At 70.6% G+C, this 14,374-nt stretch carries 15 protein-coding genes and 2 pseudogenes; 16 read left to right on the top strand and 1 reads right to left on the bottom strand.

The annotated features are described in order from the left end of the window. Positions 1–774 (top strand): transposase (locus B9S61_RS35575; RefSeq protein WP_181007492.1); only part of this gene is annotated, 774 nt, incomplete at its 5' end. A 19-nt stretch (positions 775–793) separates the two neighbouring features. Here the strand turns inward: B9S61_RS35575 and B9S61_RS41295 are convergent. Continuing rightward, positions 794–1,342: pseudogene (locus B9S61_RS41295) on the bottom strand (Tat pathway signal protein); the annotation flags it as partial. A gap of 189 nt (positions 1,343–1,531) precedes the next feature. Here B9S61_RS41295 and B9S61_RS41290 point away from each other — a divergent pair. From B9S61_RS41290 to B9S61_RS35490, 15 genes and pseudogenes are all read left to right on the top strand, one after another. Beyond that, the gene (locus B9S61_RS41290) at positions 1,532–2,029 is read left to right on the top strand and encodes a DUF6415 family natural product biosynthesis protein (protein WP_258040032.1); all 498 of its coding nucleotides are present in this window, start codon (positions 1,532–1,534) and stop codon (positions 2,027–2,029) included. Between the two features lie 228 nt (positions 2,030–2,257). Continuing rightward, the gene (locus B9S61_RS35555; RefSeq protein WP_103545858.1) at positions 2,258–4,159 is read left to right on the top strand and encodes a glycoside hydrolase family 15 protein; all 1,902 of its coding nucleotides are present in this window, start codon (positions 2,258–2,260) and stop codon (positions 4,157–4,159) included. Positions 4,160–4,187: 28 nt separating this feature from the next. Then, positions 4,188–5,708: an ATP-binding protein gene (locus B9S61_RS35550; protein ID WP_103545857.1), complete on the top strand. Its 1,521-nt coding sequence runs from the start codon at positions 4,188–4,190 to the stop codon at positions 5,706–5,708. 68 nt (positions 5,709–5,776) lie between these two features. After that, entirely contained in the window at positions 5,777–6,292 is a 516-nt protein-coding gene (locus B9S61_RS35545) for a roadblock/LC7 domain-containing protein (protein WP_103545856.1), read from the top strand. After that, positions 6,289–6,696 (top strand): DUF742 domain-containing protein, encoded by a 408-nt coding sequence (locus tag B9S61_RS35540; RefSeq protein ID WP_103545855.1) that lies wholly within the window; start codon positions 6,289–6,291, stop codon positions 6,694–6,696. The genes B9S61_RS35545 and B9S61_RS35540 overlap by 4 nt, the downstream gene beginning before the upstream one ends. A gap of 52 nt (positions 6,697–6,748) precedes the next feature. Continuing rightward, entirely contained in the window at positions 6,749–7,336 is a 588-nt protein-coding gene (locus tag B9S61_RS35535) for an ATP/GTP-binding protein (protein WP_181007683.1), read from the top strand. Next, the gene (locus B9S61_RS35530) at positions 7,336–7,974 is read left to right on the top strand and encodes a GAF domain-containing protein (protein ID WP_103545854.1); all 639 of its coding nucleotides are present in this window, start codon (positions 7,336–7,338) and stop codon (positions 7,972–7,974) included. The genes B9S61_RS35535 and B9S61_RS35530 overlap by 1 nt, the downstream gene beginning before the upstream one ends. 82 nt (positions 7,975–8,056) lie before the next feature. Beyond that, complete coding sequence (locus B9S61_RS35525) at positions 8,057–9,310, top strand: acyl-CoA dehydrogenase family protein (protein WP_103545853.1); 1,254 nt, start codon at positions 8,057–8,059, stop codon at positions 9,308–9,310. A 137-nt stretch (positions 9,311–9,447) separates the two neighbouring features. Next, positions 9,448–9,927 (top strand): LuxR C-terminal-related transcriptional regulator, encoded by a 480-nt coding sequence (locus B9S61_RS35520; RefSeq protein WP_258040031.1) that lies wholly within the window; start codon positions 9,448–9,450, stop codon positions 9,925–9,927. Next, on the top strand, positions 9,924–10,574 hold the full coding sequence (locus B9S61_RS35515; RefSeq protein WP_103545851.1) for a hypothetical protein: 651 nt from the start codon (positions 9,924–9,926) through the stop codon (positions 10,572–10,574). Before B9S61_RS35520 ends, B9S61_RS35515 begins: the two co-directional genes overlap by 4 nt. Further along, on the top strand, positions 10,571–11,146 hold the full coding sequence (locus B9S61_RS35510) for a DUF6624 domain-containing protein (RefSeq protein ID WP_103545850.1): 576 nt from the start codon (positions 10,571–10,573) through the stop codon (positions 11,144–11,146). Before B9S61_RS35515 ends, B9S61_RS35510 begins: the two co-directional genes overlap by 4 nt. Positions 11,147–11,219: 73 nt before the next feature. Beyond that, positions 11,220–11,687, top strand: coding sequence for a DUF6082 family protein (locus B9S61_RS35505; RefSeq protein WP_103545849.1), 468 nt, complete (start codon positions 11,220–11,222; stop codon positions 11,685–11,687). Between the two features lie 130 nt (positions 11,688–11,817). Beyond that, a complete protein-coding gene (locus B9S61_RS35500) occupies positions 11,818–12,006 on the top strand; it encodes an FxLD family lanthipeptide (RefSeq protein ID WP_030862011.1) in 189 nt (62 codons plus the stop codon). An 87-nt stretch (positions 12,007–12,093) separates the two neighbouring features. After that, complete coding sequence (locus B9S61_RS35495) at positions 12,094–14,133, top strand: lantibiotic dehydratase family protein (RefSeq protein ID WP_258040029.1); 2,040 nt, start codon at positions 12,094–12,096, stop codon at positions 14,131–14,133. 11 nt (positions 14,134–14,144) lie between these two features. Next, positions 14,145–14,374: pseudogene (locus tag B9S61_RS35490) on the top strand (lanthionine synthetase); the annotation flags it as partial.

The following is a 14,374-nucleotide window of genomic DNA, read 5'->3' as shown; positions in this document are numbered from 1 at the left end:
GCCGAAGCCGAAGCCGAAGCCGAAGCCGAAGCCGAAGCCGGTACGAGCGTGCTGCGGCTGATCACCGATGTGCACACCACCCTGGCGACGATTCCCGACGTCAAGGCCACCGCGCCCATCCAGCAGAACCTGGCCGAGCGTCAGGTCTCACCGGGCGAGCACTACCTCGACTCCGGATATCCCTCCGCCGACTTGGTCGTGCAAGCGGCGGGCCGGGGCATCAGCATGGTCACCCCGCTCCTGGCCGACCACTCGCCCCAGGCCAAGGCCGCCGAAGGCTTCGCCAAGAGCGCCTTCCGTATCGACTGGAAAGCCCGTCAGGTCCGCTGCCCCCAGGGCGCCACCAGCGCCGGCTGGTATCCGGTCACCCAGCACGGCCGCGACGCCATCGTGATCGACTTCGCCCGCGCCGACTGCCGCCCCTGCCCATCCCGGACCAAGTGCACCAGCTCCGCCCGCGGCGCCCGCATGCTCACCCTGCGCCCCCGTGAACTCCACGAACGCACCACTGCGGCCAGAGCCGAACAGGACACCGACTCCTGGAGAACCAAGTACGCACTCCGCGCCGGCATCGAGGGCACCGTCAACCAGGCTCTCGACGTCACCGGCATCCGCCGGGCCCGCTACCGCGGCCTGCCGAAAGTCACCCTCCAACACATCTACTCCGCCACCGCCCTCAACATCGTCCGCCTCGACGCCTGGTGGGCCACCGACCCACTACGCAAGCCTCGCACCAGCCGACTCGAACGCCTCAGCCACCAACTCGCCGGCTGACGAATTCAGCAACAGAGTCGGTTGCGCCGCCTCGCTGCTGGTCGCGTGCGGAGTAGTAGACAGTGAGGTCGCGGACGTCATCGATGTCGGCTTGGGTCACCGAGCGCGAGGAGGCCGGTCGGCGGCTCGCCGCTGCGGCGGGGGCGGCTGCCCACCACGAGGTGGTGGGCAGGGCGAGACCGGCTGCGGAGTAGGCGGCGGTGGCCAGCAGCTTGCGTCGGTGCATGTCGAGATCGTCGCTTCCCAGCTCGGCCAGTGCGGTCAGAGAGTCGACGCTCCAGTCGGATCCGGTGTCGGTCGTGCCTGTCGGCTCTTCTTCCAGCCCCAGGTCGGCCAGGGAGAGCCGGCGGCCGAGTCTGCGGGACAGCGTCTCGCGCAGGATATGCGGCGCTCCGCCACTCGGCTTCGTGCCGAGCACCCACATGGAGACGTGCGAGCGAGAGATCGCCTCCAGCTCACGCACTCCGCACTCCGCGGCCACCCTGGCGACGGCAGCGGCTGCTTGCGGCTGGGACCAGCCTGCTTCGCGCAGGAGTGCGGCAAGGGCGACGTTGCGTTCACGGGCCATGGACTGCCCCTCGGTTCCGAAATGATCTTTGGCGCCTTTGGCGGCCTTCCCGTCCGCGAAGGCATACCCCTCGAACGGGATTCGCGGTTCGCTCAACGTAGCGGCCAGATCACTCACATCGCACGCCGACTGACGCCTCCGACGGGCGATCTCGGCTCACTTTGGCCTGATCCGAACAGGAGTTGTGTCATGCGCCTTTCGCTGGACCCTCGCCGAGACGGCAACCAGCTCGCGAGCGTGCGCGGGCGGCAAGCACCCGTCACCGAGGCGCCGGCGCCGGAGCGCGATCACGTGGTGGCCGCGTCGGAGACGGTGACGCTGGTACTGGGCGAGGATTCACCACTACCCGAGAGCGCTGCCGACGTGGAGGACCTCGTTCGCCTTCTGCGCGGTCACATTGCCCAGTTGGGCGCACGGACCGCTCCGGATGTTCCCGCCTTGCTGCGTGCGCAGCAGCTTTGCTCCGGCAGCATCCCCGAGGGCTATGTGTCGAGCCGGGTGCACCTGGTCAGACTCGCCGAGGCCACCCAGGAACTGACGGCTTACGTGGAACGCGGCGGTCCCGGGCCGATCAGCGGGGAGGGCAGGCAGCGTTGGCCGAGGCCGACGGTCAACGTGCTGCGCGGTGCCGTCTTCGCCCTCGCCCTGACCTGCCTGGTCTTCGCTGCTTCGGTGCCGCGGACATGACGGTGACCGGTGCCGTCGTCATCGCTCTGGTTCTCGGGCCGATGGTCTGGCTGATGCTTCGCGGCGAGCGGGCGGCCGACCCTGCACGAGCCGCCGAGCACCTGCCGCCGCCCGGTAACGCTCCTCCTCTCCCCGGCGAACACCGGCCTGCCTTCCGCCCACCGTTCCCAGCCGCTGCGACGGCCCCGATACGACCCCGGACCTGCGGGACTCACGGAGATCCACACGATGAAACGGCTTCCGCGCATCGAGCAGTACGGCCTGATCGGCGACACGCAGACCAGCGCCCACGTCTGCGATGACGGTTCGATCGACTGGCTGTGCCTGCCCCGCTTCGACTCGCCAGCTGTCTTCGCCGGGCTCCTGGGTACGCAGGAGCACGGCTCCTGGCAGATCGCTCCGGCCTCGTCCGCAGGCCGGAGCGGTTCAGAGAAGGTCGCTGAGCGCCAGTACCGCGGTGACTCGCTCGTCCTCGAATCGGTGTGGCGCACCCCGGCGGGTTCGGTCCGCGTCCTGGACTTCATGCCGCCGCGCGACGGCACCCCGCAGGTGATCCGAATCGTCGAGGGCCTGAGCGGCGAGGTGGAGATGGTCTCGGCCATGCGTCCTCGGCTGGGGTACGGCAGCGTCAGCCCGTGGATCCACGAGGTCGGTGGGCGCATGGTCGCGGAGGCCGGCGCGGACGCTCTGTGGCTTGACACTTGCGTTCCGCAGGTGGAGAAGGACAGCGTGGTCGTCGGCACCTTCGTCATCGGGGCCGGGCAGAGCGTGGCGTTCGTGCTCAGCTGGTGCCCGTCCCACGCCGCCGCGCCCGACGTTCTTGATCCGGAGGCCGCGCTCGCCGAGACGCTCGCCTTCTGGCAGGACTGGACACAGGAGTGCACCTACAGCGGGCCCTACCGTGAGGCTGTGGTCCGGTCCTTGATCACGCTGAAGGCGATGACGTACGGGCCGAGCGGCGGGATCGTCGCGGCGCCGACCACGTCGCTGCCGGAGGAGATCGGAGGCAGACGGAACTGGGACTACCGCTACACGTGGCTACGCGACGCCGCCACGACCCTGGCCGCGCTGTTGGGGACCGGATATCGGCAAGAGGCGCAGGCATGGCGGCGCTGGCTGTTGCGTGCGGTGGCTGGCGACCCGGAGAACCTGCAGATTATGTACGGGATCACCGGGGAGCGTGATCTGCGGGAACGGGAGCTTCCCTGGCTTCCCGGGTACGAGGGCTCGGCCCCGGTCCGGGTCGGAAACGGCGCGGCGGATCAGCTGCAGCTGGACGTGTACGGCGAGGTGATCGACACCCTGTATCTCGCGCATCAGAGCGGTGTCGCCCACTGCGCCGACACCGCGGTCCTACACCAGCGGCTCGTCGAGCACCTGGCGCAGCGCTGGCAGGAGCCCGACGAGGGAATCTGGGAGATCCGCGGGGCCCGCCAGCACTTCGTCCATTCCAAGGTGATGGCCTGGGTGGCGGTCGACCGCACCATCCGCCTGACCGAAGCCGGCGCGCTCGACATGGACCTGGCCCCCCTGGTCGAACTGCGGGCGACGATCCACCGGGAGGTCTGTGACAAAGGTTTCGACCCGGTGCGCAACACCTTCACCCAGTCCTACGGCTCGAAGGGACTGGACGCCGCCACGCTACTCATCCCCCGCACCGGCTTCCTGCCGCCCGACGACCCACGCGTCATCGGCACCGTGGACGCCGTACATCGTGAACTCTCCACGGACGACGGGCTCGTGCATCGGTATCGGACCCGCGGCAAGCGCACTGGGGTGGACGGTTTGAAGGGCAATGAGGGCACCTTCGTCCTGTGCTCCTTCTGGCTCGTCGATGGCCTGGCCCTGACCGGCCGCCTCGATGAAGCCCGTGCCTTGTTCGAGCGCCTCCTGGTGTTGCGCAGCGACCTCGGGCTCCTGGCGGAGGAGTACGACCCCGTCCGGCAGCGCCAGCTCGGGAACTTCCCGCAGGCATTCAGCCACATGGGCCTGATCCAGAGCGTCCTGCTCCTTCAGCACCTGACGACGGGGCCCTCCCGCCAGCACGGCGCGGTGGCGGTTCCGGCGCCCCGCTCGACCTCCCGCAGCACGCGCCAGAGCGCCGCAGACCTGACGCCGCAGCACGCTTAACCATCCCCACCCCTTGACGAGGATTCCGATGTCTGACAGCGCCTTCCCGGCACGGCCAGCCGCTACCGGCCACCGCAGACGGCGGCCCCCGGTCGACGCGAACACGCTGCACCTCGCCCGGCGCGCCGTGGCACTGCCCCTGGTGTTCCTGGCCGCGGTGCTGGTCGCCGCCTTCGCTCTCCGATCGGTGTCCGCAGTAGGCCCCGGCTGGGTCCTGGCCGGCCTCATCTGCGGACTGGCGGGCGTCGTCACGGTGGCGGCACGCGGAGCGCGCACCGTCGCCAGAGCCGTGCAGTCGGCCGTGGAGGAGTCCCAGACTGCGGCGCTGAAAGCGGTCGCAGGGGCAGCGGCAGCCGTCGAGAAATCGGTGCAATGGTCGGCGGACGAGCTGTGCCGTGGAAAGCGCCCACCGTTGCCGGACCCGCAGACGCCGCAGTCGCCCACTGCGAACGCCGAGATCGACGACGCGCTGAGTGTCCTCCAGGCGCAGGCCATCGCGTCGCTGATCCGCGTGCACGACCAGTCCCAGTCCGTAGTCCTCCTGGAGGTACTGCGCCGCCTGGCCATGCGGGAGCACGCCCTGGTCAGCAAGGCACTCCAGGCACTGAGTCGGCTGGAGATGCTGACCGACGACCCGGAGCTGCTGGCCGCAATCTTCGAGATTGATCACCTCGTGACGCGGATGCGCCGCCAGGTGGAGAGCACGGCGGTGCTGGGCGGGCAGTCCCTGCGCAGCGTGCGCCGGCCCGTTCCTGTCACGACGGCGCTGCGCGGTGCCGTCTCCGAGGTCGTGCAGTATCCGCGGGTGGCTGTCGCGGCCGGGTCCGTGGGCGCAGAGCTGGGTCTGCCCGGCCATGTGGGTCCGGACCTGACGCACCTGCTGGCCGAGCTGATCGAGAACGCCTGCGAGTGCTCCGATCCGGCGACGAAGGTGATGGTGCGGGCGCAGCGGGTGGCGAACGGGCTGGCCATCGAGGTCGAGGACCGGGCCATCCCCATGCATCCGCAGACGCGGGCGCAGATGAACCATCTACTCAAGGCCCCGGACGAGGTCGACGTCAGCGGTCAAGTCCGGGCCGGACAACTCGGCTTGCTGGTCGCCGCGCTGATCGCCCGGTCACACGGGTTGTCCGTCCTCCTGCAGGAGAACGTGACGGGGGGCACCACTGCCCTGGTCGTCATACCGGCACGGCTTCTGGTAGCGATTCCACCGGTAGACGACGCGGGCGCGCTGCCGCCCGAGGAAGTCCGGCCCTCCGGGCGGCAGCCGCAGCAGGTTGCCGCGACTCCTGCCACCCCGGGGGCGGGTCAGGTCGCACGCCCCGGCATCACAGGGACGCCGGAAGCCGCATCGGCTGGCGACTCTGCCGACGCGCCCGCTCTTCCCACGCGCACACGCCGGACGGGATCTTTCCGTCCACCACACGAGCGGGAGCAAGCCCCCGTGGCCGCGGCGACGCCAGGGCTCGCAGCCGCCTTCCGCAACGGCCTCCAGGCCGGCGGGACCGCCGGTTCCCCCACCGTCTCGACAGAGCACCCCAAACCCTGACCCTCGTCCTTCCGCGTTCCCGGTGGCCAGGTACATCGCTGGCCCTTCCCCCTTCTGGAGCGATCCCTATGAGCACCCACCCCGCGATGAGCAACGTGACCGGCGGCACGCCCGCATCCGCGACGACCACAAGCGGACAGCGGGACAGCATGGTCTGGCTGCTGCGTCAGTTCGCCTCCGAGACGCCGGGCGTCACGCACGCCGTCCTGATCTCGCGCGACGGACTGCGGCTGCTGGACAGCGACGTCGACAAGGACTGGGCAGACGAACTGTCGGCCGCCTTCAGCGGGGTGGCCTCCCTCGCGGCGAACATCACCGGCCCCAGCAGGAAGAAGAGGCCGGCCCGGCAGGTCATCATCGAGCGAGACGACTGCCTGTTCTTCGTCCAGAGCGCCGGGCGCAGCGCGGCCTTCGACAACCACCCCGGCAACGACCGCGGTGAGGTGGACACGATCCTCGCCGTCATCGCCACCAGGGACGCCGATGCGGGCACCGTCGGGTTCGAGATGGGTCGCCTGGTCCAGAAGTTCGCCCCGTACATGCTGATCCCCGTCCGTGTCGGCACGGGCGGAGAGGTCCGGTGACCACGCACGGTCGCGCGGCCGAGGAGTCGGCGTTCGTGCGGACCTACACCCTGACGCGCGGGCGCACCAAGCCGCGGCACCTGCTCGGTCTGGAAACCGTGCTGGAGGCCGGGCTGGGAAGGCCCGGCCCGGCGCAGGCCGAGGAGTGCGAGGAGATCCTCGCCCTGTGCCGGGAGCGCCGACGGTCGGTGGTCGAGCTGGCGGGCCGCCTCGGCCGGCCCGTCACCGCCGTCAAGGTGCTCGTCTCCGACCTCCTGGACGCCGACGCCCTGGTCGTCCCCCTGACCCAGTCCTATGCCGATACCGGTGCGGGATCCGGTCCGTCTACCCAACTGCTGGCAGCCCTTTCAGCGGGCTTGAAGAGGAAGTGGCCTGATGCCGTCGCCTATCCCCAGGCCGGATGACCCGGCCGCGGTGCTGCGTAGTTCACCGCTCCCGCGGGCCGGTGCTCCGACGGTGCTGAAGATCGTCATCGCCGGGGGCTTCGGCGCGGGCAAGACCACCGCCGTGAGCGCCGTCAGTGAGATCACGCCGCTGAGCACGGAGGAGTACCTGACCGAGGCGAGCACGGACGTGGACAGCCTGGCGGGCATCGAGGCGAAGCAGACCACCACGGTCGCCTTCGACTTCGGCCGCCTGAGCCTGCCCGACGCGCCGACGCCCCTGGAGCTGTTCCTGTTCGGCACGCCCGGCCAGGACCGGTTCGTCGACCTCTGGTACGACCTCTCCCGCGGCGCCGTCGGCGCGGTCGTCCTGGTCGACACCCGCCGTCTGAAGAGCAGCTTCACCCCCATCAGCTTCTTCGAAGACATCGGCCTGCCCTTCGTCGTCGCCGTCAACCAGTTCGACGGCGCGCACCGCTACCACCCCGAGCAGGTCCGCACCGCCCTCGAACTGCCCGCCTCCGTACCCGTGGTCACCTGCGACGCCCGCGACCCGAATCACGTCGCCGGCGTTCTGCTGACCCTCGTCGACCACGCCGTGAACAACGCCACCACCAGCCGCGCTCGTCACGCCCCTTCTACCACCCTCCAGGACGCCTAATGTCACAGCACCCCACCGACCCCCACCGCACGCCGCAGGCCACCCCGCCCGCACGGTCCTTGCCGCGACGCGACATGCGGGACGCCACCCGCGCACCGTTCACCCCGCCAGGCGCCGCCCTCACCAACCAGCCGACCCAACAAGCGGAGCTGGCGCAGCGCTACGAGCTGCTCGCACGGCTGGACGTTCCCACCGTGCCGAGCGAGGACTTCGACGACCTGGCCCGCGACATGGCTGAGCAGGCTGGGTTCCTGTACGGGTTCGTCAACCTGTTCCTGGAGGAGCAGACCTTCGTCGGACTGCACCAGCCGCCCGCGGACAGCGGGTACGTCATCGTCGGCCGCACCATGAGCCGCGACCACGGCTGGTGCCCCGAGGTCATGGCCCGTAAGAAGGCTCTTCCGCTGCACGACGTGCACGCGTCCCCGCGCTTCAGCGGCAACGCGGTGGTCGACGCGGTCGGGATCCGCTCATACTTCGGCGCCCCACTGATCCACGACAGCGGCACCGTGCTGGGCACGGTGTGCGTCATCGACCCCGAGAAGCGGCCCCTGAGCGAGGCCCGGCGTCTGCGGGACATCGTGATCAACGCCGGCAACCAGTTGATGGACCACATCGCCCGCACGCCCGTCCGTTAGGCCGTTGCACACCCCCACCCGGGAGCCGTAGACGATCCCCGGCCGCTCCGCAGCGCGACCTTCACCCAGGGAGAGGGAGATCATGTCCGCCACGTCCACCACACCGCCACCGGCGCTGCGTCCCTACCTCACCGCCCGCCACGAACTGCTGTGGGACGAGGCAGACGCCTTCGCGGCCGAGCACGTCGCGCCGCGTGCCGCGCGCATGGAGGCCGCACCGGGCAGGGTGGAGCGCAAGGTCGCCGACCTGATGGCCGCACGGCGGTGGTTCGCCGTCACCGTCCCATCCGCTTTTGGCGGGCTGGGCGCCGGGCACGTGGCCAAGACGATCCTGGTCCACCGCATCGCGCGGGTCTCGGCGGCTGCCGCGACCATCCTGCAGGCCACCTTGATCCCTGTCGGCGCCCTGCTGCACTTCGCCACCTACGAGCAGAAGGGCCGCTGGCTGCCCCGTGTCGCGGACGGTTCGCTGCTGTTGTCGATCGCGGTGACCGAACCGCAAGCCGGCGGACACATCGGCGGCATCGAAACCGTCGCCGAACACGTGGGCAGCGAGTGGGTGATCACCGGCAGCAAGATCCATATCGGCAACAGCCACCTCGCGGATGGCCACCTCGTCGTTGCCCGCACCGCCGGGACAGACGTGAGCACCTCCCAGGCGCTGACTGCGTTCATGGTCGAATCAGGCCGCCGCGGGCTCTCGGTATCCGACCACCGCCCCGGCCTCGGTCTGCATGGCTTCTCCGCCGGCCGTCTCGACCTGGACCACGTCCGCGTCCCCGCGGACAACGTGGTCGGCGAGGTCGGCCAAGGGCTGGCCGTGGCCCAGAGCAGCAGCATCCTGTACGGCCGACCCAATCTGGCCGCCGTCAGCCTCGGCATCCATGAGGCGGTCGTTGCCACCACCACCGCCCATCTCAAGGCCCGTCCCCGCTACCGGGGCACCCTGTCCGGCCTGGCCGTACTGCGAGACCGTGTCGGTGGCATGGAGGCCCGCCTGCGCGCCGGCCGGATACTCGCCTACCAGGCCGTGCACCTGCTCGACCAGGGGCTACCCTGCGACGCCGACCTGATCAACTCGAAATATCTCGGCCACCAGTGGGCCGTGCAGTCTGCCCAGGACGCCATGGAACTGCACGGCGCCCACGCCCTCGACCGCGACTACGTCCTCCAACGCCTGTGGCGCGACATCCAGCACACCTACCCACCGGCCGGAACCGGCGAAGTCCAGCGCATACGCCTGGCCGACGCCGCCTTCGACGAGGACCACATCCAGTGGTCTGAACACCTCGCTGCCGAAGCCGCCTGGGCACGACCAGACCCCACGGCCGCATGAGCCCCCGTGCGCGGCACCCCGTGAATCCCAACCGCCGCGCCCGGGCCCGTGCCGTCGGCCCCCGTCCCCCGCGGGGACCGGCGGCACCCCTCCCAGTGACCACCCACCCAGCCGAGAGAGACACCGTGACCCCGCCCGTGACGACCAGCGCACCGATCACACCCCTGACGCCGACCCTGCAGCGCGTCGCCCAGCACCTCGCAACCGGCCTCACGGCCCAAGAGATCGCCACGCAGACCGCCCTGTCACCTGTGACCATCCGCCAGTACATCCGCGACATCCGCGAGAGCCTCCACTGCCCTCCCCGCTGCAAGCCCCCGGTGATCGTGCACCGCCTGTTCGCCGCCCAGCAGGTGGCCCCGCCCACGGCCGACAGGCCGGCACCGATGCTCAGCCCGGGCGAGCTGCTGCTGCTCCGAGCCGTCGCCGAGCACAGCGACGCCCGCGACATCGCCGTCGCCGCCAAGCTCGCCCCGGCCGACCTGCGCGCCGCACTCGACCAGCTCCTCACCGACACGGGCGCACAGGACACCACCCACCTGGTAATCCTGGCCCATGGCTGGAACCTGCTGACAGTCGAGCAGGCCCACGCGACGCGGAGCGGAGCGAACCAGTGAACCGGCCCCCGACTCCCCTGGCCCGCGGGGAACGACCGGCTACGGCGTCGTTCGCCCCGGTACCCCTGGTCGCCGCATACGAGGTCCGCACGTTACGCACGGACGCCGAACGCGAGGAAGCCGCCGCCCTCGTGCAGGACCGGCAGCGCTGGCTCACCCTGCGCGGTCTTCCGGTACCCGCCCAAGTCGACATCCCAGCACTCTTCCGCAACCCGCAGACGAAGCCAGCCGGCCTGTTCGAGGACGCGAAACTACTGGCCTGCATGATCCCCGAGCGCGGCCCCAACCTCAGCTGGGGCGAGGGCCCCTGCCTCCACCTGGGCTGCGTCCACACCCTGCCCGACCAGCCCGATGACATCACCCGGCTGATCACCCTGTGGGCATCCGACTTCGCCGTCCGACTCGACCTCCCCCTCGTACGGGCCGAGACCCTGGCCCGTCACGGACTCGAAGCCGAGCCCACCGCCGCCCTGCTGCGTCGGCTCACCGACATGGGCTGGGACGTGCGGGGCTCCGGCACTGGACGGGAGGGTGACCGAGTCGCCCGCCTGGAACTGGCTGCCGAGCACCGGTCCGGACTCCATGCACTGATCGGCTGCCGGGTCTACGAGCCGAAGGCAACCCCAGACGATCGGGGCAGCGCGTGACGACCGCCGCGCCACAGCGACCCGACCTTGCTCGCGAGCTGATCGCCCGCGCCCAGGCGTCGGCCGCGCACCGGGCCCGCCGACTGCGCAATCAGCTCAACGCCGTCCAACTCGGCCAAGGCCGGCACGCCGACCACGCCAACACCAAGGTGCTGCGCCGCATCCTGGGCGAACACGAGTGGCCCGGCCACCGCCTCGTCGGACCTGCTGCTGCCCGCGCCGCCTGGAGCATCGCTCTTCACAGCGACGACGAACCCGACTTCCAACGCGCCGCGGCCATCCTCTTGGAGCGTGCGGTCAAGTCTGGCGATGCACTCATCCAGCACTGGGCGCACCTGCACGACCGCGCTTTGATCAACAACAGGCACCAGCAGGAGTACGGAACCCAGCTCCTCCTTCGAGCCGACGGCATCGAACTGTGCCCACTGCGCGCGCCTGAATCAGTGGACGAGCGAAGGGCCGACGTCGGGTTGCCGCCCATCGCTGTCGCCCTGGAATCGGTCCGTCGCCGGTACACCTCGGATCGTCATGCCGAAGAAGCCCCGGCCGTCGTGCTTGCAAGAGCCGCATGAAGAAGCGGAACCCCGAAAACCTCACCAGCCGGACGCTCGTCCACAACTCCACATTTAGAAAGGACCGTTCCCTATGAAGCTCACCACGGCCGTCCTCGCTGCAGGCACCGCCGTCGCCTTCACCACCGCCGTGGTCGGAGCCGCCCGGCTCAAGCAGGACGCACGCCACCAGACCGAGCGCAACGAGGCGGTCCTCGCCCGGAACCAGCTCGACTGGCTGGCCCAGATGTCCACCACCCCCGATCTCACCAAGCTCTGGACGCCCGAGGGCATGGATGTCGAGGAGTACATGCAGCTGTTGAAGACCAACCAGCTCATCTGCATGCTCAGCCTGCGCGACCGCCTCGGCTTCGTTCGTTCCGGGCACCTGCCGTGGTACGCCGCGCAGCTCATGGAAAGCGACGTCTGCCGACGATACTGGCGCCGGTTCGGCGACCTCCGCGCGCAGGAAGCCGAGGGCGACGAGCGCGCCGAGCATTTCACCCGGGTGCTGGACAAGGCCGCGAAGAACCACCCGCAGGCACGGCCCGCAGCAGCCTGACGGCACCAGACACCGACTCCCAGACGTCCTGGCCCAGGCGGTGTCTTCGCCCGCCACCGTCTGGCACCAAGCTCCGGGCCCCGACCGGGTCCCGGGATCCCGCACCACCCATCGCCACTAGGAGGCAAGCATGACCGCCGTGCAGACGGAGAGGCCGACCGCCCCCGTGCAGTCGGACCTGGCAACCACCACCGAGGCCGACCCGTTCGGACTCGACATCACCTTCATCGAGGGCACGCCGGCGACCGAGACGGTCCTGATGTGCAGCACGGGCGACACCTGCGGCAGCTCCTGCCCCAGCGCCTGCACCACCTCGTAAGCCGGGAGATCCCGGCAACGCGGGCCGGACGGGGCTCTCCCCGGCCGGCCCGCCCCGCCCGCCACGCAGAAGATGAGGAGAGCTCGGATGACACGGCATCGGCCCAGCCTGTACGAGGGAGCGGGGCAGGCCATGCTGCGCGCCGCGGTGCACACGACCGAGCCCGCCATGCCGCCCTGGCCGATGGCCATAGCGCCCGTGAACGAGTGGCGCGCGTGGCTGAGCACGGTGTGGTCCGACACTGACTTCCGTCGGACCGTGTCGCAGGCGAGCCCTGACCTGGCGGCCCAGGTGCAGGCCATCATCGATGGCCGCACACCGAAGGTGCGCCGGATGCGCCGGGCGGCGCTGGCCACCGCCCGCTACGCGATCCGCTACGCACGCCGCTCCACGCCTTACGGCCTGTTCGCCGGCGTCGCCCCGCTCGGCTTCGACCAGACCACGTCTGTCCGCATCGGTGACGAGCACCAGGCCGTGGTCCGCCCCGATCCGGTCGGGCTCGATGAGGTGCTCAGCGCCTGGGAGAGCGACGCGGCGCGCATGGCCGACGCCGAGGTCTGCGTCAACACCCTGATCTATCAGCGCGATCAGCACATCCACGTGCCGTCCGAGGGCGACGCCGAGTTCCGCCTCGCCCTGGGCTCCGCGCTGCGTCTCGTACTCGACCTGGCGCGATCGCCGATCGGATGCCGCCAGTTGTCCGACAAGCTGGCCGCGGAGTTCCCCGCCGTGAGCGGCACCGCGCGCGACCAGCTGCTCGGTGAACTGCTGCGGGTGCGGTTGTTGCGCTCCTCGCTGCGCGCGTCCGCCACCGTCGCCGACCCCACCGACGTCTTACCGCCCGCGGCGCGCGCTCAGGCAGCCGACCGGCAGGCAGCGTGCGACCTGCGGCTGGACGCCGACGTGCGGCTGCCCGCGCAGGTGCTGACCGAAGTGGAGACTGCGGCGACCGTTCTGGCCCGCCTGGTCACCCATCCGACCGGGACGCCGACCTGGCGGCGGTGGATCGAGCAGTTCTCCGAGCGCTACGGCGAAAACATCGCGGTACCGGTGGACGTGGCCACGGATCCCGACCGGGGCGTGGGCTTTCCTGCAGGATTCGTGACGGCGAGCGAACCGCCTCGGCCGATGTCCCGGCGTGACCGCCTGCTGCTGGAGCTGGCCGGCACCGCCGCCGCCGAAGGCAGCCGCACCGTCGCGGTGACCGGGGCGATGATCGAGGAATTGGAAGCAGCGGCCGGCGCCAAACCTCACGACCTGGCGCCCCACCTCGAACTGGCCGCGCAGGTCCATGCGCCCTCTGTTCCGGCCCTGGACCGGGGCGACTTCCGGCTGCGCGTGTTGACCGTCTCCCGCTCGGCCGGATCGATGACCGGCCGGTTCTGGCACCTGTTCCCCGGCACCGAGACGGCGTACGCGAACCTGCCCACCGTCGATCCGGAGGCGGAACTCGTGCAGCTCTCCTTCCATGCCGGGCGGGTGGCGGCCGATCTGCTCACCCGCGCGCCCCAGGCCCTGCGCCGGATCGTGAGCATCGGCGAATTTCGCCGCCCCGCCCCGCACGTCCTCTTCCCCCGCGATCTTGCGGTCACCGTCGCCGACGGCCGCCCCCAGCTGGTGGAGTCCGCGACGGGCAAGCCGCTGGAGCTGCTGGCCCCCACCGCCATCAACTTCCTGTGGAACAACTACACCCCGCCGATGGCCCGCTTCCTCGGCGAATTCAGCCGGGCCGCCTCCCCGCAGGTGACCTGGTTCGACTGGGGCGCCGCCTGGACGCTGCCCTTCACCCCGGCCCTCACCTACCGGCGCACCATCCTCACCGCCGCCCGCTGGAAGATCCGCAGCCGCACGCTGCCCGACCGCACCGCGCCCCTCCAGCAGTGGGCGGACCAACTCCACGCCTGGCGTGCCCGGTTCCGGGTGCCGGAGCGGGTCCTGCTCGCCGAGGACGACCAGCAGTTGCCCCTCGACCTCGCCCGCGACATCGACCTGGACCTTCTGCGCGCGCACCTGGACGCCAGCCCCTTCGGCATCGCTACCCTGCAGGACGCGCCCCCGCCAGACGCCGACGGGTGGATCGGCGGCCGGGCCCACAGCATCGTCGTCCCCCTGGCCAGGCGCTCATGACCGCGACGATCGTGCCTCGCACGCAGGACCTGTCCGAGGGCGCCCTGGCCCTGCTCGACATCGAGCGCCGCGACCTGTCCACCGCCCGTCGCCACCTCACCCAGGCCACCGCCGGCGGGGTCAGCACCGGCAGCAACGCCAGCCTCTTCCACGGCGCACCCGCCCTGGAGTTCGTCCTGGCCCGCGCCCACGGAGCCGACGACAACGTCCGCGCGGCCGTCGACCGCGTCGTGGACGCCCG

This window comes from Streptomyces sp. SM1 (assembly GCF_002910825.1).
Lineage (GTDB): Bacteria > Actinomycetota > Actinomycetes > Streptomycetales > Streptomycetaceae > Streptomyces > Streptomyces okerensis.
This window is presented reverse-complemented; position numbering and strand designations above follow the sequence as displayed.

Excerpts from the sequence above, each read along its gene's own strand:
- B9S61_RS41290 (WP_258040032.1), top strand. The coding sequence starts at position 1,532 with ATGCGCCTTTCGCTGGACCCTCGCCGAGACGGCAACCAGCTCGCGAGC.
- B9S61_RS35555 (WP_103545858.1), top strand. The coding sequence starts at position 2,258 with ATGAAACGGCTTCCGCGCATCGAGCAGTACGGCCTGATCGGCGACACG.
- B9S61_RS35550 (WP_103545857.1), top strand. The coding sequence starts at position 4,188 with ATGTCTGACAGCGCCTTCCCGGCACGGCCAGCCGCTACCGGCCACCGC.
- B9S61_RS35545 (WP_103545856.1), top strand. The coding sequence starts at position 5,777 with ATGAGCACCCACCCCGCGATGAGCAACGTGACCGGCGGCACGCCCGCA.
- B9S61_RS35530 (WP_103545854.1), top strand. The coding sequence starts at position 7,336 with ATGTCACAGCACCCCACCGACCCCCACCGCACGCCGCAGGCCACCCCG.
- B9S61_RS35525 (WP_103545853.1), top strand. The coding sequence starts at position 8,057 with ATGTCCGCCACGTCCACCACACCGCCACCGGCGCTGCGTCCCTACCTC.
- B9S61_RS35505 (WP_103545849.1), top strand. The coding sequence starts at position 11,220 with ATGAAGCTCACCACGGCCGTCCTCGCTGCAGGCACCGCCGTCGCCTTC.
- B9S61_RS35500 (WP_030862011.1), top strand. The coding sequence starts at position 11,818 with ATGACCGCCGTGCAGACGGAGAGGCCGACCGCCCCCGTGCAGTCGGAC.
- B9S61_RS35495 (WP_258040029.1), top strand. The coding sequence starts at position 12,094 with ATGACACGGCATCGGCCCAGCCTGTACGAGGGAGCGGGGCAGGCCATG.